Source organism: Geobacillus lituanicus (assembly GCF_050994965.1).
In the GTDB taxonomy this organism is placed as follows: domain Bacteria; phylum Bacillota; class Bacilli; order Bacillales; family Anoxybacillaceae; genus Geobacillus; species Geobacillus stearothermophilus.
Genome location: NZ_CP194773.1, coordinates 1220173 through 1236776, shown reverse-complemented (window position 1 = coordinate 1236776; position 16604 = coordinate 1220173). Strand labels below are relative to the sequence as shown.

Annotated in this window: 16 protein-coding genes and 2 riboswitches; of the genes, 7 read left to right on the top strand and 9 right to left on the bottom strand. The window is 55.0% G+C overall.

What is annotated here, in order from left to right:
• Positions 1–20 precede the first annotated feature (20 nt).
• The 4 genes from ACR1UW_RS06240 to ACR1UW_RS06225 form a co-directional block, all read right to left on the bottom strand.
• On the bottom strand, positions 21–653 hold the full coding sequence (locus ACR1UW_RS06240) for a methylthioribulose 1-phosphate dehydratase (protein WP_015374252.1): 633 nt from the start codon (positions 651–653) through the stop codon (positions 21–23).
• The gene (gene mtnX / locus ACR1UW_RS06235; RefSeq protein ID WP_015374251.1) at positions 650–1312 is read right to left on the bottom strand and encodes a 2-hydroxy-3-keto-5-methylthiopentenyl-1-phosphate phosphatase; all 663 of its coding nucleotides are present in this window, start codon (positions 1310–1312) and stop codon (positions 650–652) included. The genes ACR1UW_RS06240 and mtnX overlap by 4 nt, the downstream gene beginning before the upstream one ends.
• The gene (gene mtnW / locus ACR1UW_RS06230) at positions 1309–2550 is read right to left on the bottom strand and encodes a 2,3-diketo-5-methylthiopentyl-1-phosphate enolase (protein WP_033011864.1); all 1242 of its coding nucleotides are present in this window, start codon (positions 2548–2550) and stop codon (positions 1309–1311) included. Before mtnW ends, mtnX begins: the two co-directional genes overlap by 4 nt.
• Positions 2551–2628: 78 nt before the next feature.
• Positions 2629–2737: riboswitch (SAM riboswitch) on the bottom strand.
• Positions 2738–2877: 140 nt separating this feature from the next.
• Complete coding sequence (locus ACR1UW_RS06225; RefSeq protein WP_033011866.1) at positions 2878–4053, bottom strand: pyridoxal phosphate-dependent aminotransferase; 1176 nt, start codon at positions 4051–4053, stop codon at positions 2878–2880.
• 98 nt (positions 4054–4151) lie between these two features.
• On the opposite strand from ACR1UW_RS06225, the gene ACR1UW_RS06220 reads away from it, so the two are divergent.
• The 6 genes from ACR1UW_RS06220 to ACR1UW_RS06195 all read left to right on the top strand — a co-directional run bounded on the left by ACR1UW_RS06220 (position 4152) and on the right by ACR1UW_RS06195 (position 11291).
• Positions 4152–4967: a carbon-nitrogen family hydrolase gene (locus ACR1UW_RS06220; RefSeq protein ID WP_050368415.1), complete on the top strand. Its 816-nt coding sequence runs from the start codon at positions 4152–4154 to the stop codon at positions 4965–4967.
• 93 nt (positions 4968–5060) lie between these two features.
• Positions 5061–5229: riboswitch (SAM riboswitch) on the top strand.
• An 85-nt stretch (positions 5230–5314) separates the two neighbouring features.
• Positions 5315–6505 (top strand): S-methyl-5-thioribose kinase, encoded by a 1191-nt coding sequence (mtnK, locus tag ACR1UW_RS06215; RefSeq protein WP_498934947.1) that lies wholly within the window; start codon positions 5315–5317, stop codon positions 6503–6505.
• A gap of 66 nt (positions 6506–6571) precedes the next feature.
• On the top strand, positions 6572–7639 hold the full coding sequence (gene mtnA, locus ACR1UW_RS06210) for an S-methyl-5-thioribose-1-phosphate isomerase (RefSeq protein WP_033011870.1): 1068 nt from the start codon (positions 6572–6574) through the stop codon (positions 7637–7639).
• Positions 7626–8789 carry a sugar ABC transporter substrate-binding protein gene (locus tag ACR1UW_RS06205; protein ID WP_498934945.1) on the top strand — a complete coding sequence of 388 codons (1164 nt, stop codon included), beginning with the start codon at positions 7626–7628 and terminating at the stop codon, positions 8787–8789. The genes mtnA and ACR1UW_RS06205 overlap by 14 nt, the downstream gene beginning before the upstream one ends.
• Complete coding sequence (locus ACR1UW_RS06200) at positions 8786–10336, top strand: sugar ABC transporter ATP-binding protein (RefSeq protein ID WP_498934943.1); 1551 nt, start codon at positions 8786–8788, stop codon at positions 10334–10336. Before ACR1UW_RS06205 ends, ACR1UW_RS06200 begins: the two co-directional genes overlap by 4 nt.
• Entirely contained in the window at positions 10278–11291 is a 1014-nt protein-coding gene (locus ACR1UW_RS06195) for an ABC transporter permease (RefSeq protein WP_044745535.1), read from the top strand. The genes ACR1UW_RS06200 and ACR1UW_RS06195 overlap by 59 nt, the downstream gene beginning before the upstream one ends.
• 74 nt (positions 11292–11365) lie before the next feature.
• Here ACR1UW_RS06195 and ACR1UW_RS06190 read toward each other — a convergent pair whose 3' ends face one another.
• Positions 11366–11869, bottom strand: a complete 504-nt coding sequence (locus tag ACR1UW_RS06190) for a methylated-DNA--[protein]-cysteine S-methyltransferase (protein ID WP_327993006.1) — start codon at positions 11867–11869, stop codon at positions 11366–11368.
• Entirely contained in the window at positions 11859–14075 is a 2217-nt protein-coding gene (locus tag ACR1UW_RS06185; protein ID WP_498934940.1) for a PAS domain-containing sensor histidine kinase, read from the bottom strand. The genes ACR1UW_RS06190 and ACR1UW_RS06185 overlap by 11 nt, the downstream gene beginning before the upstream one ends.
• A gap of 193 nt (positions 14076–14268) precedes the next feature.
• On the opposite strand from ACR1UW_RS06185, the gene ACR1UW_RS06180 reads away from it, so the two are divergent.
• Positions 14269–16038, top strand: coding sequence for a B12-binding domain-containing radical SAM protein (locus ACR1UW_RS06180; protein ID WP_498934938.1), 1770 nt, complete (start codon positions 14269–14271; stop codon positions 16036–16038).
• A 56-nt stretch (positions 16039–16094) separates the two neighbouring features.
• Here ACR1UW_RS06180 and ACR1UW_RS06175 read toward each other — a convergent pair whose 3' ends face one another.
• The 3 genes from ACR1UW_RS06175 to ACR1UW_RS06165 are packed head-to-tail and all read right to left on the bottom strand — an operon-like array spanning position 16095 to position 16556.
• The gene (locus ACR1UW_RS06175) at positions 16095–16244 is read right to left on the bottom strand and encodes a hypothetical protein (RefSeq protein ID WP_014195260.1); all 150 of its coding nucleotides are present in this window, start codon (positions 16242–16244) and stop codon (positions 16095–16097) included.
• Entirely contained in the window at positions 16237–16401 is a 165-nt protein-coding gene (gene ykzP, locus ACR1UW_RS06170) for a protein YkzP (protein WP_014195259.1), read from the bottom strand. Before ykzP ends, ACR1UW_RS06175 begins: the two co-directional genes overlap by 8 nt.
• On the bottom strand, positions 16401–16556 hold the full coding sequence (locus tag ACR1UW_RS06165) for a hypothetical protein (protein WP_168368295.1): 156 nt from the start codon (positions 16554–16556) through the stop codon (positions 16401–16403). Before ACR1UW_RS06165 ends, ykzP begins: the two co-directional genes overlap by 1 nt.
• Positions 16557–16604: the final 48 nt, after the last annotated feature.

Below are 16604 nucleotides of genomic sequence, written 5' to 3'. Positions count from 1 at the left end.
CCCCTTCTAAAAGATGTATATTAACCAACCGGCAGGCCGGCCCGTTGCAAAAGCAGCCGCTTCACCTGCCAGCTGAACAAAAACTCCCACGCTTCCAAATGTTTTTTCGCTTCAAACGCCGTTCGTCCCCAGACGGTAATGCCGTGGTTGTGGATCAACACGGCGCCGGCGTCGCCATGAACATGGTTCGCAAACTCCCGAGCCAGCGTCGGGATGTCGGCGTCATTGTTAATGATCGGGATGCGCACTGCGGCGTTTTCTTCCCAAATGCCAAACGCCTTGATGATTTCCTGGCCGGAAAAGACTGCTTCCCCGTTTGACGCATACAGTTCAGAAATCAAATTGTTGTCCACGGTATGAACGTGCAAGACGCAACCGGCGTTTGTGCGGTTGTAAATTTCCACATGCAGCAGCGTCTCCGCTGATGGCTTTAAATGTGTTTTCTCCGCTGGTCGGCCGGCAGCGTCAACGAGCAAGAAGTCCTCATCCGTTTGCTTCCGCTTATCCTTGCCGCTCGCCGTCACCAAAAACGTCAACGGGTCGTCCGTCACTTTGATCGACAAATTGCCGCTTGTTGCGAAAAACCAATCGCGGGCGGCGAGTTCGGCTTTCACTTCCGCAAGCTCGTTCCACTTTTTCACGACGATGCTCATACGATCACCTCCATTCGCTGCAACGCATCCATCACGTCAAAAAACGTCGCAAATGGCGCGTGCGGCAGGTCAAGCTCTTGACATTTTTCAAGCAGAAAATCGCGCGCCAGCACATAGTCGGCTTGCCTGGCCACCGCCAAGTCGGTGATCGAATCGCCGATGACAACGTGATACCCGTCCGGGCGGGCAAGCCTGCGCAATAGCGACGGCTTGCAGCAGCCGCAGCCGTTTTGGCACCGGCTGTCACATGCATGCGGCCATGTGATGCGGATCGTCTCACCGCTGAAATCGGAGCCGTTGCAAAAAATCCGCTCCGGTTCAATGAGCCCTTCAAGCAGCGGATAGACGAAAAAGTCGATGCCGCCGCTCACGATATAGAGCGGGATGCTTTGCTCTTTTGTCCATGCGACAAACTCGCGGAACCCTTCGCGCAAGCGGGCGGTGCTAAGCAAAAAGTCAACAATCTCCCCTTTCAGCGCTGACGGAAGAAGCGAAAACATTTTTCCGACGCCTTCCTGAACGGAGATGCGCTGGGCGAGAATGTCGTCCTTTAGCGCCTCCCACTCCGGCGGGGCGAACTGTTTCATAATCGCGATGATGTTGTCGTTTTCCGTGATCGTGCCGTCAAAATCGCAAAAAAGAACGAGTTGTTTCGTCATGCTTCCACCTCAATAGCGCCCCAGCGGTCGATCGCCTTTTGCAGCGCCTCGTTGTCTTTCGCCGCTTCACGAAGCGGACGGCCGACCAGCGCTGCGTCGATGGCGGCGCGAAACGCCTTTCCGCCGCCGATCGCCCCGTCCGGGTGGCCGTGGATGCCGCCGCCGGCGTTGACGACGCTGTCAAGGCCAAAATCGCGGACAAGGAGCGGCACCAAGCCCGGATGGATGCCGGCCGATGGCACTGGAAACGCCCGGGCAAACGGCTCTTGTTCATCGGTCAGCGCCCGGGCGATGCCAAGCGCCTGCTCGCGCTCCAAGGCGACGCTGCCGTACGGCGACGGGAACAGAACAAAGTCGGCGCCGGCAAGCCGCAAAAGCTTTCCAAGCAAGAGCGACGGGGCGACGCCGTAAAACTCCGACGGCGTGATCGCGCCGCTGAACGCCGGGTGGGCCATGATCGGAACGGAAATCTCTTCATCTTCCCGCAACCCTTGCAGGACGTCCAATCCATAGGCGAACACGTTGAACAACAGCACATCGGCGCCAAGCTCAGCCGCCCGTTTCGCTTTTTCTTTCAGTTCAAACGTTTTGCCGGTCAAGTTGACGGCATACAGCGTCCGCTTGCCTGTTTGTTCGTACACCTCTTCGAGCGCCGCTTTGCCTTCTGTAATGCGCTTCGCAAATGGCAGACGATCGCTGTCAAACAAAATTTCGTCATCTTTGACCAAGTCAACGCCGCCAAGCGCTTGCTTTTTCAACTCTGATGTCAAATACGCCAAATCGCGGCCGACGATGCCTTTGAAAATGCTCATCAACAGCGGGCGGTCGTACACTCCGACCTTTTCGCGAATGCCGGCGATGCCAAAGCGCGGCCCCGGAAACTGCCGCTTCCATTCTTCCGGAAATGCCAAATCAAGCAACCGCACTTCCCCGTCAAGCGACAGCTTGCCGAACGTCGTCACCAACAATGCTGGCAAATCGGCGCTGAAGTTGACGGTCGGGTAAGCGATTTTGACGATTGCCCGCTTCAACCGCTTGCCGAAATAGGCGTTTACCCGCTCGCTCTCGCCAAGCTCTTCGATCGCAACGACTTCCCCTTTATGCTTGCGAAGCTGGTCTTGCTCTAGCTGCGGCAAGTCGGTCCATGTGCCGACTGTCAAGCCGAGCGCGATTCCTTCCGCCTTTTGGCGAATATCGTGTTCATCATGAAGCAAATACGTCGCAATGACTGCACTCATCGTCCATCCCTCTTTACAATATATGGCGAAATAAAAAAGCCCCTTCCTAAGAAGAGGCGTCATTCATTCATGGCGCTCTTCTTATCTCCCAGCGTTTCCGCTGCAAGAATTAGCACCGTGCTTAGCGTGCGCCAAGCCGGTTGCCGGGCTTCATTGGGCTCGTCCCTCCGCCTGCTCTTGATAAGAAAGCCTGCTCGTTTATGCACTTGTCAAACGATTGGCAAATTTACTTTGAATTATGACAGCCTTTGCCGCCGTTGTCAATCATTTTTTTCAAAACAGCCTGGTCAACGTTGTCCCGTCAACGGTTCATTGCCGCTCTTTTTTTCAAAACAATCCGAGCCGGCCGATCCGCTCCGCCGCTTCGCGAAGCCGCGCTTCATCGGTCAACAATCCAACGCGCACATACCCTTCGCCGTGTTTTCCAAAACCGATGCCTGGGGCGACGGCGACGTGCGCCCGCTCAAGCAACAGATCGGCAAATTCGGCGGATGATGCGCCTTTTGGCAACGGAAGCCAGGCGAAAAATGATCCAGACGGCGCCGGCGCTTCCCAGCCGATCGCGCGCAAAGCATGAATAAACGTATTGCGGCGCGCCTCGTACAAGGCAACGAGCTCCGCGACGCAGTCTTGCGGGCCGAGGAGCGCAGCTGCCGCCGCTTCTTGGACGGCGCCGAACAAGCTGACGTACAAATGATCTTGCAACAACTCAATGGCACGGATGATCCGCTCATTGCCGACAGCGAACGCCACGCGCCAGCCGGCCATATTGTACGTTTTCGAGAACGTGTAGATTTCAACGCCAATGTCTTTCGCCCCGTCCACTTCTAGAAAGCTGACCGGCTTTTGGCCGTCAAAGCCGATCGCGCCATAGGCAAAATCATGCACAACGGCTATGCCGTACTTTTCCGCAAACGCCACCGTTTCAGCAAAAAACTCCTTCGTCGCCGTCGCGCCGGTCGGGTTGTTCGGATAGTTTAAAAACATCAGTTTCGCCCGGTCGGCCGCCGCCCTGGGAATGGCCGAATAATCCGGCAGAAACCCATTCTCCGCGACAAGCGGCATCATTTCCATCCGCGCGCGGGCGAGCGCGATTCCCGACCAATAGTCCGGATAACCCGGGTCCGGGACGAGCACGACATCGCCCGGGTTGACGAGGCAAAGCGGCAGCTCGACAAGCCCGGCTTTGCCGCCGAACAAGATGGCGACCTCGCGGGCCGGGTCGATCGTCACCCCGTACTCGCGCGCGTAAAACGCCGCTACGGCTTCTTTCAAAAACGAGTAGCCTTGAAACGGCGAATATTTATGGTATTTTGGGTTCGCGGCTGCCTTCTGCATCGCTTCGACAATGTGCGCCGGCGTCGGCTGATCCGGATTGCCCTGCCCTAAGTTGATCACATCATAACCCGCCTTGATCTTCGCACCGACTTTCGCCACGAGCGAGGCGAAAAACTGCTTCGGCAGCTGTTCAAGCAGTTCGGAAAAGGGAAATTCGATCGTCATCGTCCACACCTTCTCAAAAATTCTTGAAATTCTAGTGCAACATCATATATCGTTAAAAGCAAAATGTAAAGAAAAATTTTTTTCCGAGGTGAACGCTCATGACGATCCGCATCGCCTGCCTGCAGCTTGACATTGCATTTGGCGATCCAGCAAAAAACGAACAGCAAGCCGAACAGGCCGTGGAATCCGCTGCCAAAGACGGCGCTGACATCATCGTGCTGCCAGAGTTATGGACGACCGGCTACGATTTGACGCGCCTGGATGAAATTGCCGACGAAGGCGCCGAACGGGCGAAGGCGCTCGCTTCCCGATTGGCGCAAACGTACGGCGTCCATTTCGTCGCCGGTTCGGTCGCCAAAAAAACAGCCGCCGGCGTGACAAACACGATGATCGTGGCCGACCGCCATGGCCAAATCGTCGGCGAATACAGCAAGCTTCACCTGTTCCAATTGATGGATGAACATTTGTATTTGCAGCCGGGAAACGAGCCAGGCTTGTTCTCGCTTGACGGGCTGCCGTGCGCTGGGGTCATTTGCTATGACATCCGATTTCCGGAGTGGATTCGCGCCCATGCGTTGGCCGGAGCGGAAGTGCTGTTTGTCGTCGCCGAATGGCCGCTTCCCCGCCTTCACCATTGGCGGACGCTCCTGATGGCGCGGGCGATTGAAAACCAATGCTATGTCGTCGCTTGCAACCGGGCCGGACGCGACCCGAACAACGTCTTCGCCGGCCATTCGCTCATCATCGACCCATGGGGCGAAATTATCGCCGAGGCGGACGAGAAGCCGGGCATTCTCTCGGCCGACATCGATCCCTCGCTCGTTGCGGACGTCCGCGCACGCATCCCGGTGTTTGCCGACCGCCGGCCGCACGATTATGAAGAGGCGGCAAAAAAATTTTTCAAAACGTATTGACAATCCGCCAGCCCAACCTGTATCATTCGAATCAAGCAACCAAACGATTGTTAACATCGTGAAAATTGCAAAAACTTAATAGCTAGATCGGTACTCTTATCAAGAGTTGGCTGAGGGAATTGGCCCAATGAAGCCCAGCAACCGACCGTAATGCTATCGTGAGATAGGGCGCACGCCAAAGGCGGCGCCGGAAGCGAACCGCTTCCGCAGGGCACGGTGCTAAGTCCAACAGAAAGACCGATGTCTTTCTGAAAGATAAGAGGCGCGAAGACGATGCATCTTCAAGCCTCTTTCCGTATGCGAAAGAGGCTTTTTCATTTGCCAAAACCTAAAGGGGGAACGTGAAAATGACGATTGTCCAATCCACTGTTTACGAACCGCTCACCGAACAAAAAGCGACCGCCCTCGCCGTCCGCCTCGGCCTATTCCGAGACGGGGCGCCGCTTGTGTGCCGCGAAATCGGCGACGGAAACTTAAACTTAGTCTTTCATATCGTCGATCAGGAAACGAAGCAAGGCGTCATCATCAAACAGGCGCTCCCGTACGCGAAAGTCGTCGGCGAAAGCTGGCCGCTCACGTTAAAGCGCGCGGTTATTGAAAGCAACGCGTTGCGCACGTTTGCCAGCTATGTACCGCAATACGTGCCGAACGTCTACTATTCTGACGAATCGCTTGCCATTACCGTGATGGAAGACTTGTCCCGTCTGCAAATCGCCCGCAAAGGGTTGATCGAAGGGAAAACATTACCGCTTTTGTCCCGGCATATCGGCGAATTTATCGCCAAAACAGCGTTTTACACATCCGATTTCGGCATGAACCAGCAAGAGAAAAAGAAATTGGCGCAAAGCTTCGTCAATCCGGAGCTGTGCAAAATCACCGAAGATCTCGTCTTCACCGATCCATTTTTCGACCATGACACGAACAACTTCGAAGACGAGCTGCGGCCGGACGTCGAAACGCTTTGGAATGACGACCGCCTCCGTTTGGAAGCGGCGAAGTTGAAGCGCAAGTTTTTAACCGAAGCCGATGTGCTTCTGCATGGCGATTTGCATACCGGCAGCATTTTCGCAAGCACCGACGAAACGAAAGTGATCGACCCGGAATTCGCCTTTTACGGCCCGATCGGCTTTGACCTTGGGCAGTTTTTCGCCAACTTGCTGTTAAATGCGTTGTCCCGCCCTGACGTTGAGCGCCAACCGCTCTTTGATCACATCGACCGGACCTGGGACGTCTTTGCGTCCATATTCTCGGAGCTTTGGCGCACCAAAAGCATCGAGACGTACGCCGCGACACCGGGCTTGCTTGACGAAGTGCTCCGGCATGCGTTCATCGATGCTGTCGGCTTTGCCGGCTGCGAAGTCATCCGCCGGACGATCGGCCTCGCCCATGTGGCCGACCTTGACGGCATCGAGCAGAAAGAAGCCCGCCTTGCCGCCAAACGACACGCGCTCCGCCTCGGCCGCCGCCTAATTGTCGAGCGCAACGAGCTGACCGGAACGGACGGCTTCCGCCGAGTGTTTGCAGAAACCGAACAGTAACGCGGCGCCGACCGGCCCAGTGCCGGCTCGGATCAACGAAAAATGTGAAAAGAAAGGAAGACGACGATGGACACCTTTGCCATCCCGCGCTCTGTCGAGTGGCGCGAGACGCATATCACGATTTTAAACCAACAAAAATTGCCATTAGCAACAGAATATATCGACCTGCATACGCTTGAAGACGTGTACGATGCGATCGCCTCGCTGAAAGTGCGCGGAGCGCCGGCGATCGGCATCACCGCCGCTTATGGTCTGGCGCTCGCCGCCTCGCATTATAAAGCGGAAACGGTCCACGAGTTCCATAGCCGCCTAAAGCAAGACCGCGATTATTTGGCAAGCGCCCGCCCGACGGCCGTCAATTTGGTTTGGGCGCTTGACCGGCTCACTGCCGCCGCCAAAGACGCCGCCTCGGTCAACGAAGCGAAAACGGCGCTTATTCACGAGGCGATCCGCATCCAAATCGAGGACGAAGATGTCTGCCGCCGCATCGGCGAACATGCGTTATCGCTTTTTCGCCCAGGCGACCGGGTGATGACGATTTGCAACGCCGGCTCGATCGCCACCGCCCGCTACGGCACGGCGCTCGCCCCGTTTTATTTGGCGAAAGAGAAAGGGATCGAGTTATCCGTGTACGCCCTTGAGACGCGCCCCGTTTTGCAAGGAGCGCGTCTGACCGCCTGGGAGCTGATGCAAGCAGGCGTCGACGTCACGCTTATTACGGACAACATGGCGGCGCAAACGATCAAAGCGAAAGGGATTCGCGCCATTATCGTCGGAGCCGACCGGATCGCACAAAACGGCGATACAGCGAACAAAATCGGCACGTTCGGCCTCGCCTTGCTCGCCAAATCGTTTGGCATTCCGTTTTACGTCGCCGCACCGTTGTCCACCATCGATTTGGCGACAAAGACAGGGGCAGACATCCCGATTGAAGAGCGCCATCCGGATGAAGTGACCCATCTGGCCGGCGTGCGCGTCGCCCCGGAAGGCGTCAACGTGTATAACCCGGCGTTTGACGTGACGCCAAACGAACTGATTACCGCGATCATTACCGAAAAAGGCATCGTCCGCGGCAGCTACAGCGCGGCACTGCCAGCGTTATTTGCAAAGGAGGAGCAGCATGAAACGATTTAAGGCCTTATCGTTCCTTTTTCTTCTTTTCTTTGCCGTGTTCTCCGTCTTGGCCGGCTGCACGAACGAGCAAGACGCCGTGAGCTCTAAGCCGGCCAACGAAACGAAGCAAACGGCCAACCAAGGCGACACCGCCTCATCCAACAGCCAAACCGCATCGAGCAGCGAGCAGGCGGCCATCCCGGAGAAGCTGAAAAAACCGGTGAAAATCGCCGCCATTATGCAAATGTCCATCGGCACGTTCTCGTCGCAATACATCGCCGGCGTCAAAGAACAAGTGCAAAAGTTCGGCGGCGAAGTGCAAATTTACAACGCCGACAACGACTTGACGAAAATGGCCTCATACGTAGAAACGGCCATCACGCAAAACGTTGATGCCATTTTGCTTGATCACGGCCGCGCTGATGCGCTCGAAGGCCCGGTGAAAAAAGCGATTGAAAAAGGCATCCCGGTCGTCGCCTTTGACAACGATTTGAACGTTCCCGGCGTCACCGTCATCGACCAAGACGACTACAGCCTCGCCTGGAAAACGTTAAAAACACTCGCCGAAGATTTAAATGGAGAGGGCAACATCGTCACGATTTGGGTCGGCGGTTTTACTCCAATGGAGCGGCGCCACGTCATTTATGAGGCGTTCAAAAAACGCTATCCGAACATAAAAGAAGTCGCCAAGTTCGGTACGGCGAGCGCCAACACGGCTTTGGACACGCAAACGCAAATGGAGGCCATCTTGAAAAAATATCCGAACAAAGGCGACATTGACGCCGTCTTCGCAGCTTGGGACGAGTTCGCCAAAGGAGCGACGCGCGCCATCGAGCAAGCCGGGCGTACGGAAATCAAAGTATACGGCATCGATTTGAGTGACGAAGACTTGCAAATGATCCAAAAACCGAACAGTCCGTGGGTGGCGACAACAGCGACGGATCCGGCGGAAGTCGGCCGCGTTCAGGTGCGGTTCGCCTATCAAAAAATCGCCGGCGAGAAAACGCCGAACATTTACTCGCTTGAACCACATTTAGTGAAACGGTCCGATCTTCCGGACAAACAAGTGTCGATGAATGAGCTGTCGCAATACATTCCGGGCTGGGGGCAATCGAACGTCGCCATCTCGCCATGGATGAAAACGTTGGAAGCTCAGGTGAACAAAAAATGAACGAGCTGTCAATGCGAGGCATTGAAAAATCGTTTGGCGCGGTGCGCGTGCTTGACGGCGTGGACTTTGCCGTCCGTCCAGGCGAAGTCCACGCCCTTTTGGGCATGAACGGCGCCGGCAAAAGCACGCTCATGAACATTTTGGCCGGCGCCATTCCTCCCGACGCCGGCACGATCACGATCGATGGCGTCAACTGCACCTTTTCGTCGCCGCTTGACGCGAAACGAGCCGGCATCGGCTTCGTCGTCCAAGAGGTCGACACGGCGCTTTTCCCAGGATTGCCCGTTTACGAAAACTTGGCGGCTGATGAGCTCGCTGATGTGAAGAAACAACCGATCCGCTCGCTGCGCCGGGAAAAAGAACGGGCCGCTGCTCTGCTTCGCCGCGTCGGCCTTGCCATTTCGCCGGCAAAGCTCGTGCGCGACTGCTCGCTCCATGAAAAACAGCTGATCGTGCTCGCCAAAGTGTTGTCATCGAATGCGCGCTACATCATTTTGGACGAACCGACCGCCGCCTTGAGCGAAGCCGAAACGAAGCGGCTGTTTGCCATCATCACGGAACTGAAACAGCAAGGCGTCGGCTTTATTTACATCTCTCATAAACTGAAAGAAGTGCAGGAAATCGCCGACCAGCTGACGATTTTGCGCGACGGCCGCGTCGTCTACCATGGTTCCGCCCGCGGTTTGCCGCTTGAAGACATCGTCCTTCATATGACCGGAACAAGGCGAGCCGCCGCCATGAAACAAACGCGCGCGCATGGAAGCGACATCGCCTTTGCCGTCCGTGGGATCACGATCGAAAAAACCGGCACGACGGTCGATCTTTACGCCCATCGCGGCGAAATCGTCGGCATCGCCGGCTTGGTTGGCGCCGGCAAAACGGAGCTCGCTGAAAGCCTCATCGCCCACCGGAAGACGTCTGGCGAATGGCAACTTGACGGCCGGCGCTATACATTTTCATCGCCGCATGAAGCGATTGCCGCCGGCCTTTGTCTTATTCCGGAAGAACGGCGCAAACAAGGGCTGTTCTTGCCCGAGTCAGTGAAAACCAACATCACCGTCCGCCTCCTTTCCCGGCTGTCGCGCTGGCAATGGATCAGCCGGAGGAAGGAAACGGACGCCGCCGACGAACTTGTCCGCTCGCTCGGCATCCATCCGCCGTCGCCTTCGACCGCTGTCCGCCACTTAAGCGGCGGCAACCAGCAGAAAGTCGTCATCGGCAAATGGCTGAACACAAACGCGCGTGTTTTTCTATTCGACGAGCCCACGAAAGGAATCGATGTCCACGCCAAACAAGAGGTGTTTTCCATCATCCGTGCTCTCGCCGATGAAGGAAAAACAGTACTATATTTTTCGAGTGAATTTCACGAGCTTCTTGAGGTGTGCGACACCATCTACATCATGGCTGACGGCCGGCTACTCACCCGCCTGCCGGCCGCAGAACTAACCTATGAACAGCTTGTGTACTATTGCAGCGGAGGTGAGATCGATGAGCCAGCCGGCCGTTTCCGCGCCGCCGTCGAAAAAAGCGGCGCCGTTCATTCTTGAATTTTTGTATAAACATGGCACACTGCTTGCCATTTTGGCTGTAATCGCCTATTTTGGCCTGACACAAGACCGGTTTTTCACCTATGAAAACTTCAGCGACATTTTGCGTTCCATTTCCATCGTCACCTTGGTGGCCATTGGCATTACATTTTCGCTCATCGTCGACGGCTTCGATTTGTCGGTCGGTTCGACAGTGAGCTTGGCGACGATTGCCAGTGCGGCGGCGCTTGTCTTGCATCGCCAAGAAATTTTCGTCACCTTGCTCGTGCCGCTGTTGCTCGGCGTCGCCGTCGGGCTGCTTAATTCGTTGTTGATCGTCAAATTCAAACTGCCCGATTTGCTCGCCACGTTGGCGACGATGTACGCGATCAACGGCGTGCAGCTTACGTATACAAAAGGATTTTCGATTTATAACGACATGCCGCTGCCTGATGGCGGCACGGCGCCGGGCAAATTTATTCCTTCCTTTTTATTTATCGGCCAAGGGGAGCTGTTTGGCGTGCCGTTTTCGGTCTTGCTCATGCTCGTTGTCGTCATGGCCGCCCACTTGTTTTTAACATACACCAAACCTGGCCGTCTCTTTTATTTAACGGGTGAAAACCGGGAAGCGGCACGGCTCTCCGGCATCCCGGTCAACCGTTACCGGACGTATGCGTACGTCATCAGCGGCTTTTTCGCCGCCTTGGGGGGCATCGTGCTCGCCTCGCGCATCGGCACCGGGCAAGTGTCGGCCGGCGCTTCGTTTTTGATGGACGGCGTCGCCGCCGCCTACATCGGCTTTTCTGTCTTCGGCGCCGGCAAGCCGAACGTCATCGGCACCCTGTTCGGTTCGATTTTGATGGGCGTGTTGTTGAACGGCTTGACGATGATGAACGTCCCGTATTACGCCCAAGACATTATTAAAGGCGCCATTTTAGTCGGCGCCCTCGCGTTGTCGCATTGGCAAAAAAAATAATGTCCCGTTCCCTGCCCCCATGGATTCGCGTCATGGGGGCGGGCGCCATTTTGGGAGGCATACACACCCACCGATCAGCTGAAGCGCGATTGATAGCGCCGCTCCAACTCCAGCAGCTTTGCTTTTACATCGGTCCGGCTTCCGGCGTAGCCGACGAGGGCGCCGTTTTTGCCGACAATGCGATGGCACGGGACGATGATGGCGAGCTCATTCGCCCGGTTCGCCTGGCCGACGGCGCGGACCGCCTTCGGGCGGCCGATTTGCGCAGCGATGTCAGCGTATGTCGCCGTCTCGCCGTATGGGATGCGGCAAAGCGCCGCCCACACTTCTTCTTGGAAGGGCGTCCCTTTCCATTTCAGCGGCAAATCAAACGTCCGGCGGCGGCCGTGAAAGTACTCATCCAACTGTCGAAGCGCGCGTTCAAGCAACGGCGACCGGCTTTGGACAACCGGATGCCCGCCCGCAAACGCGCACCATTCTTCCGAAAACAATTCGACTTTCACAATTGCATCGCCGTCAGAAGCGATGTAAATGTCGCCGAACAGCTCTGAACGGTATACTGCATAATCAATCGTCATCGTTGTCCTCTCTTTCCGTTCGTTCGATCGGCAGCGTAATATGAAACGTCGTGCCGACCCCGACTTCGCTTTCCACGTCAATTTTCCCTTGATGTTCTTCAATGATCTTATAGCTGACCATCAAGCCGAGTCCGGTGCCGCGCTCTTTCGTCGTATAAAACGGCTCGCCGAGTTTTTTGATTTTATCTTTCGGAATGCCGCAGCCTTGGTCAGTGATGGAAATGCGAACATTTTTGCCCATGCGGGCGATCCGCACCGTGATGTCCCCGCCTTTGGGCATCACTTCAATGGCGTTTTTCAAAATGTTGATAAACACCTGCTTCAGCTGATTCGGCTCGCAATACACCGGCGGCAGCCCGCGGTCGAAATCGACAATGATTTGCACGTTATGCATCATCGCCTGGGCGCTGATCAAATCGATCGTATCCTGCATGATTTTGCAAATGTCGTTTTGCTTGTATTGCACCGCCTGCGGTTTGGCCAAAACGAGAAACTCGGTGATGATCGATTCGATCCGCTTCAATTCCGACATAATGACATTAAAATACATCGAATAATCGCCGTCAATGCTTCCTTGCAGCAGCTGGATGAACCCTTTTAACGCCGTCATCGGGTTGCGGATTTCGTGGGCGATGCCGGCAGCGAGCTCGCCGACGACATTGAGCGTATCCGATTTGCGCAGCTGCAGCTCCATCTCCTTCCGCTCGGTCACATCGCGAAACGTCATCATTCCAACGCCGGGAATGACTTCTTTTTTCAACGAAAACTCGATGATTCGCCCCTTTGTCTCATCGGAAAACTCGACTTCGCCGCTCGCCTCGCCAGCGCGCTGACACTCAGCCATCAGCTTGTTCAACTGGCGGCGCGCCCGGTCCGGAAGAAGTTCGCCGACCTTCCGGCCAAGAAGCGCCTCCTTTTCAGCAGAAAAAATGCCGCAGGCGATTGGATTGGCGTCAATGATGCGATGCTGCTCATCCCAAAGCAAAATGCCGTCCATCGAGTGATCGAAAATGCTGCGGAATTTTTGTTCGCTTTCCCGCAGTTCGCGCTCGATTTTCCGCCGCTCGCTCACGTTGCGGAAAATGGTCAAATGGTAGCCGTCAATCGCCCCTTTTTTCATCGTAAACTCAAGCTGTTTCTGTTCGCCGTTTGGCATATGGAACGTCAGCTCATCGCGAATTTCCCCTTTTTGGCGGAACTCGCTGAAAATCCGCTTCACCTTTTCATCCCCATATTCCACAAAATCGAGCAAATTGCGGCGCACAAGCAAATTCAAAGGCAGCTCAAACATCCGGCTCGCGGCCGGATTGGCGTTCAATATGTAGCCAAAATCATCCCAAATGAGAATCGCCTCATGCGCCTGCTCGAAAATGGCCCGAAACCGCTCTTCGCTTTTTTGTAGCTTGATTTCCATATTTTTCTTCTCGGTCACGTCGCGCATAATGGCCATGTAAAAGCCGCTGTAGACGTTCGACGTCGCCGTCAGTTCAAACATTTTCACCGTTCCGTCCGGGCGGACAAGCGACAACTCGCCTTTGGCCGTTCCCTTTTCTTTCACTTCCGCGAGCAGCCGTGCGAACTCATTGGCGCATTCGCGGGCGACGAACTGCTGAAACGACAAATTGAGCAGTTTTCCTTTTTCCAAGTTCAAGCTCATCGAAAACGCCGGATTGACATCGATAAACCGCCCAAATTCATCGAAAATGACGATGCCGTCGACGGCGCGGTTGAATACGTCGCGAAACAAAAACTCATGAATGATTCGTTCGCGCTCAAGCGCCTTATGAGCCGAAACGTCGCGCATCATCACGAGGTCAAATTCATGAAACACGTCTTTTTTTATCGAAAATTCGATATGCTTCACCTTGCCGTCCGGCAGCTTAATGAGCAGCTCGTCGCTGAACGAGCCGAACTTTTGCAGCATCGACTGCTGAAACAGCAAAATATCCGGCGGCACGAGTTCGAGGAACGAAGAGAACGAACGGCCGATCAAGTCAAACTTATCCATCTCAAACAGCTTGCACGCCGCTTCATTCACATCGACAAACTCACCGTTTTTATTCAAAATGACAATCGCGTCGAGCGATCGCTCAAAAATGAGGGAATAACTGTTGAGCCGCTCCTTTAGGCGTTGATTTTCTTCTTCAAGCAGCCGCACATCCGGCGTCGCATTTTGTTCTTCCCGAGGAGAAAGGCTTTGGGCCATATCCATCTCTCCTTGTCTATTCAAACCGTTCAACGAAATATATATTCGATGTGGAAAAATTTACTCCTCCCTTCGCTCATGAAGATTTTGCGAATTCTTTTCTCCACCGTTCGACAAGTTTTTCTTCTTTTTCGTTTGGTTAAACTGCGTTATAATGAGAGGTTAGTACGCTAATCAAAGGGGTTTTGCTTCTATGAATATTGTCTGCACGACATTGAACGCCAAATACATTCATATGAACCTCGCCATCCGCTATTTAAAAGCATACGCAATGCCGGAGTTTGACGTCAAGCTCGTTGAGTATACGATCAAAGACCCGGCGCTGAACATCGTCGCCGATTTGTACCAGCGCCGGCCGGATATCATCGGCTTCAGCTGCTACATTTGGAACATTGAAGAGACGATCAAAGTCGCCAAAATGTTAAAAAAAGCAGCGCCGCACATTCTCATCGTCGCCGGCGGCCCGGAAGTGTCGTACGATGTGCGCGAATGGATGGAGCGGGTGCCGGAGTTTGACTTTATCGTCGTCGGCGAAGGAGAGGAAACGTTTAAACAGCTGCTTTTCGCTTTAGACGGCCATGGAGACGTCCGTGATGTCGCCGGTCTCGCATTTCGCGACGGGGGCCGCATTGTCATCAATCCGCAGCGAAACAAAGTCCGCCTTGCCGACATGCCGTCGCCGTTTCGCTTTCCGGAAGACATCCCACATCTTCCGAACCGGATCATCTACGTGGAGACAAGCCGCGGCTGCCCGTTCAGCTGCCAATTTTGCCTGTCCTCGATTGAAGTCGGCGTCCGCTACTTTGACCGCGAAAAAATTAAAGACGACTTGCGCTACTTGATGCGGCACGGAGCGCGGACGATCAAGTTCGTCGACCGGACGTTCAACATCAGCCGCAGCTATGCCATGGACATGTTCCGCTTTTTGATTGACGAACATGTACCAGGAACGGTCTTTCAGTTTGAAATTACCGCCGACATCATGCGCCCCGAGGTGATCGAGTTTTTAAACCGTGAAGCGCCGCCCGGCCTGTTCCGTTTTGAAATCGGCGTCCAGTCGACGAACGACGAAGTAAACCGGCTCATTATGCGCAAACAAAACTTCGCCAAACTTTCGCGAACGGTGACGATGATTAAAGAAGGCGGGAAAATCGCCCAGCATTTGGATTTGATCGCCGGGCTGCCGGAAGAAGATTACGACTCGTTCCGAAAGACGTTTAACGACGTGTTCGCCCTCCGTCCGGAAGAACTGCAGCTTGGCTTTTTGAAACTGCTGCGCGGCACTGGGTTGCGCCTGCGCGCCGAGGAGTACGGCTATGTGTATATGGACCATGCGCCATACGAAGTGCTCGCCAACAACGTCTTGTCGTTTGATGACGTCATCCGCATCAAGCAAGTGGAAGACGTGCTTGAAAAATATTGGAACGCCCATCGAATGGACGAAACGATCGAGTACTTGGTGACCGATGTGTTCCCGTCGCCGTTTGACTTTTTCCAGCAGTTTGGCGCGTATTGGGATGAGCACGGCTGGGCGCGCATCGGCCACCAGTTGGAAGACTTGTTCCGCCGCCTGCATGAGTTTTTGCGTACGTGTATGCCAGATGCCCTGCCTGTCGCCGAGTCGCTTATGAAATACGACTATTTGCGCAACCAAAAATACAAACCACGCAAGCCGTGGTGGAATGAAAAAACGGAGAAAACGACGCGCACGACCGTTTACCGCGCGCTGCTTGAGCGCCCCGAGGTGCTTGGGGAGGACTTTGCCGCCCTCGGGCTCGGGGAAAAGGAATTGTTTAAACATACGGTCGTGGAAATCGTGCCGGTTGATGTCGGCCGCTATATCGCCGCGAAGCAGCTCTCGTTTGCGCCAACCGTCATCGTCGCCTATTTTGATCCGTCCGGCACCGGCGCAACGCTGTTTTCCGCGCCGCTGTCCGCCTTGTCCGCTTCGGCATCCGCCTAACGGCCAAACGCCGGAGGCACGGCTTTTTTGTGCACCACGTGAAAAAGCAGGGAGCGTTATCCCTGCTTTTTTCGTTTCTTTTCATTTTCTTTCGCCCGTTTTTGTTCCTCCATGATCCAAAGCGGCTCGTGGGCAGCGAAATCGCCCCATTCAAACGCCGTTTCTTCATTCGTTCGAGCGGGCCGCTTCTTATGCTCTTTACCCATCCCCGCCTCCTTGCCGCCCTTTTTTCGAATTGCGGTTCGCGCCGCGGATCATGTCCTCCTCGCCGGCATATTGTGCCGCAAATTCGGTATCCGGCAGGCTTTCGGTCGGCGTTTTATTGTTGTTTTTCGCTGCGTCAAATTTCACTTTCCGTTTCATCATCGTTTCGTCTCCCCTTCATCTGTCGTTTTCCGTTGATAAGCGACAAGCACAATTTCTTCCCCCGTCTCCTCGCGCAGCCGCTGTTCCAGCTGCTGCAGCTGGCGGAGCGTCCCGTCATGGAGACGGGCGACCGGGAACGCTACATTGTTCACCCGCATCCTCCTTCCCGCATTTTTTCTTATCGTGTCTCGGCCGCACTG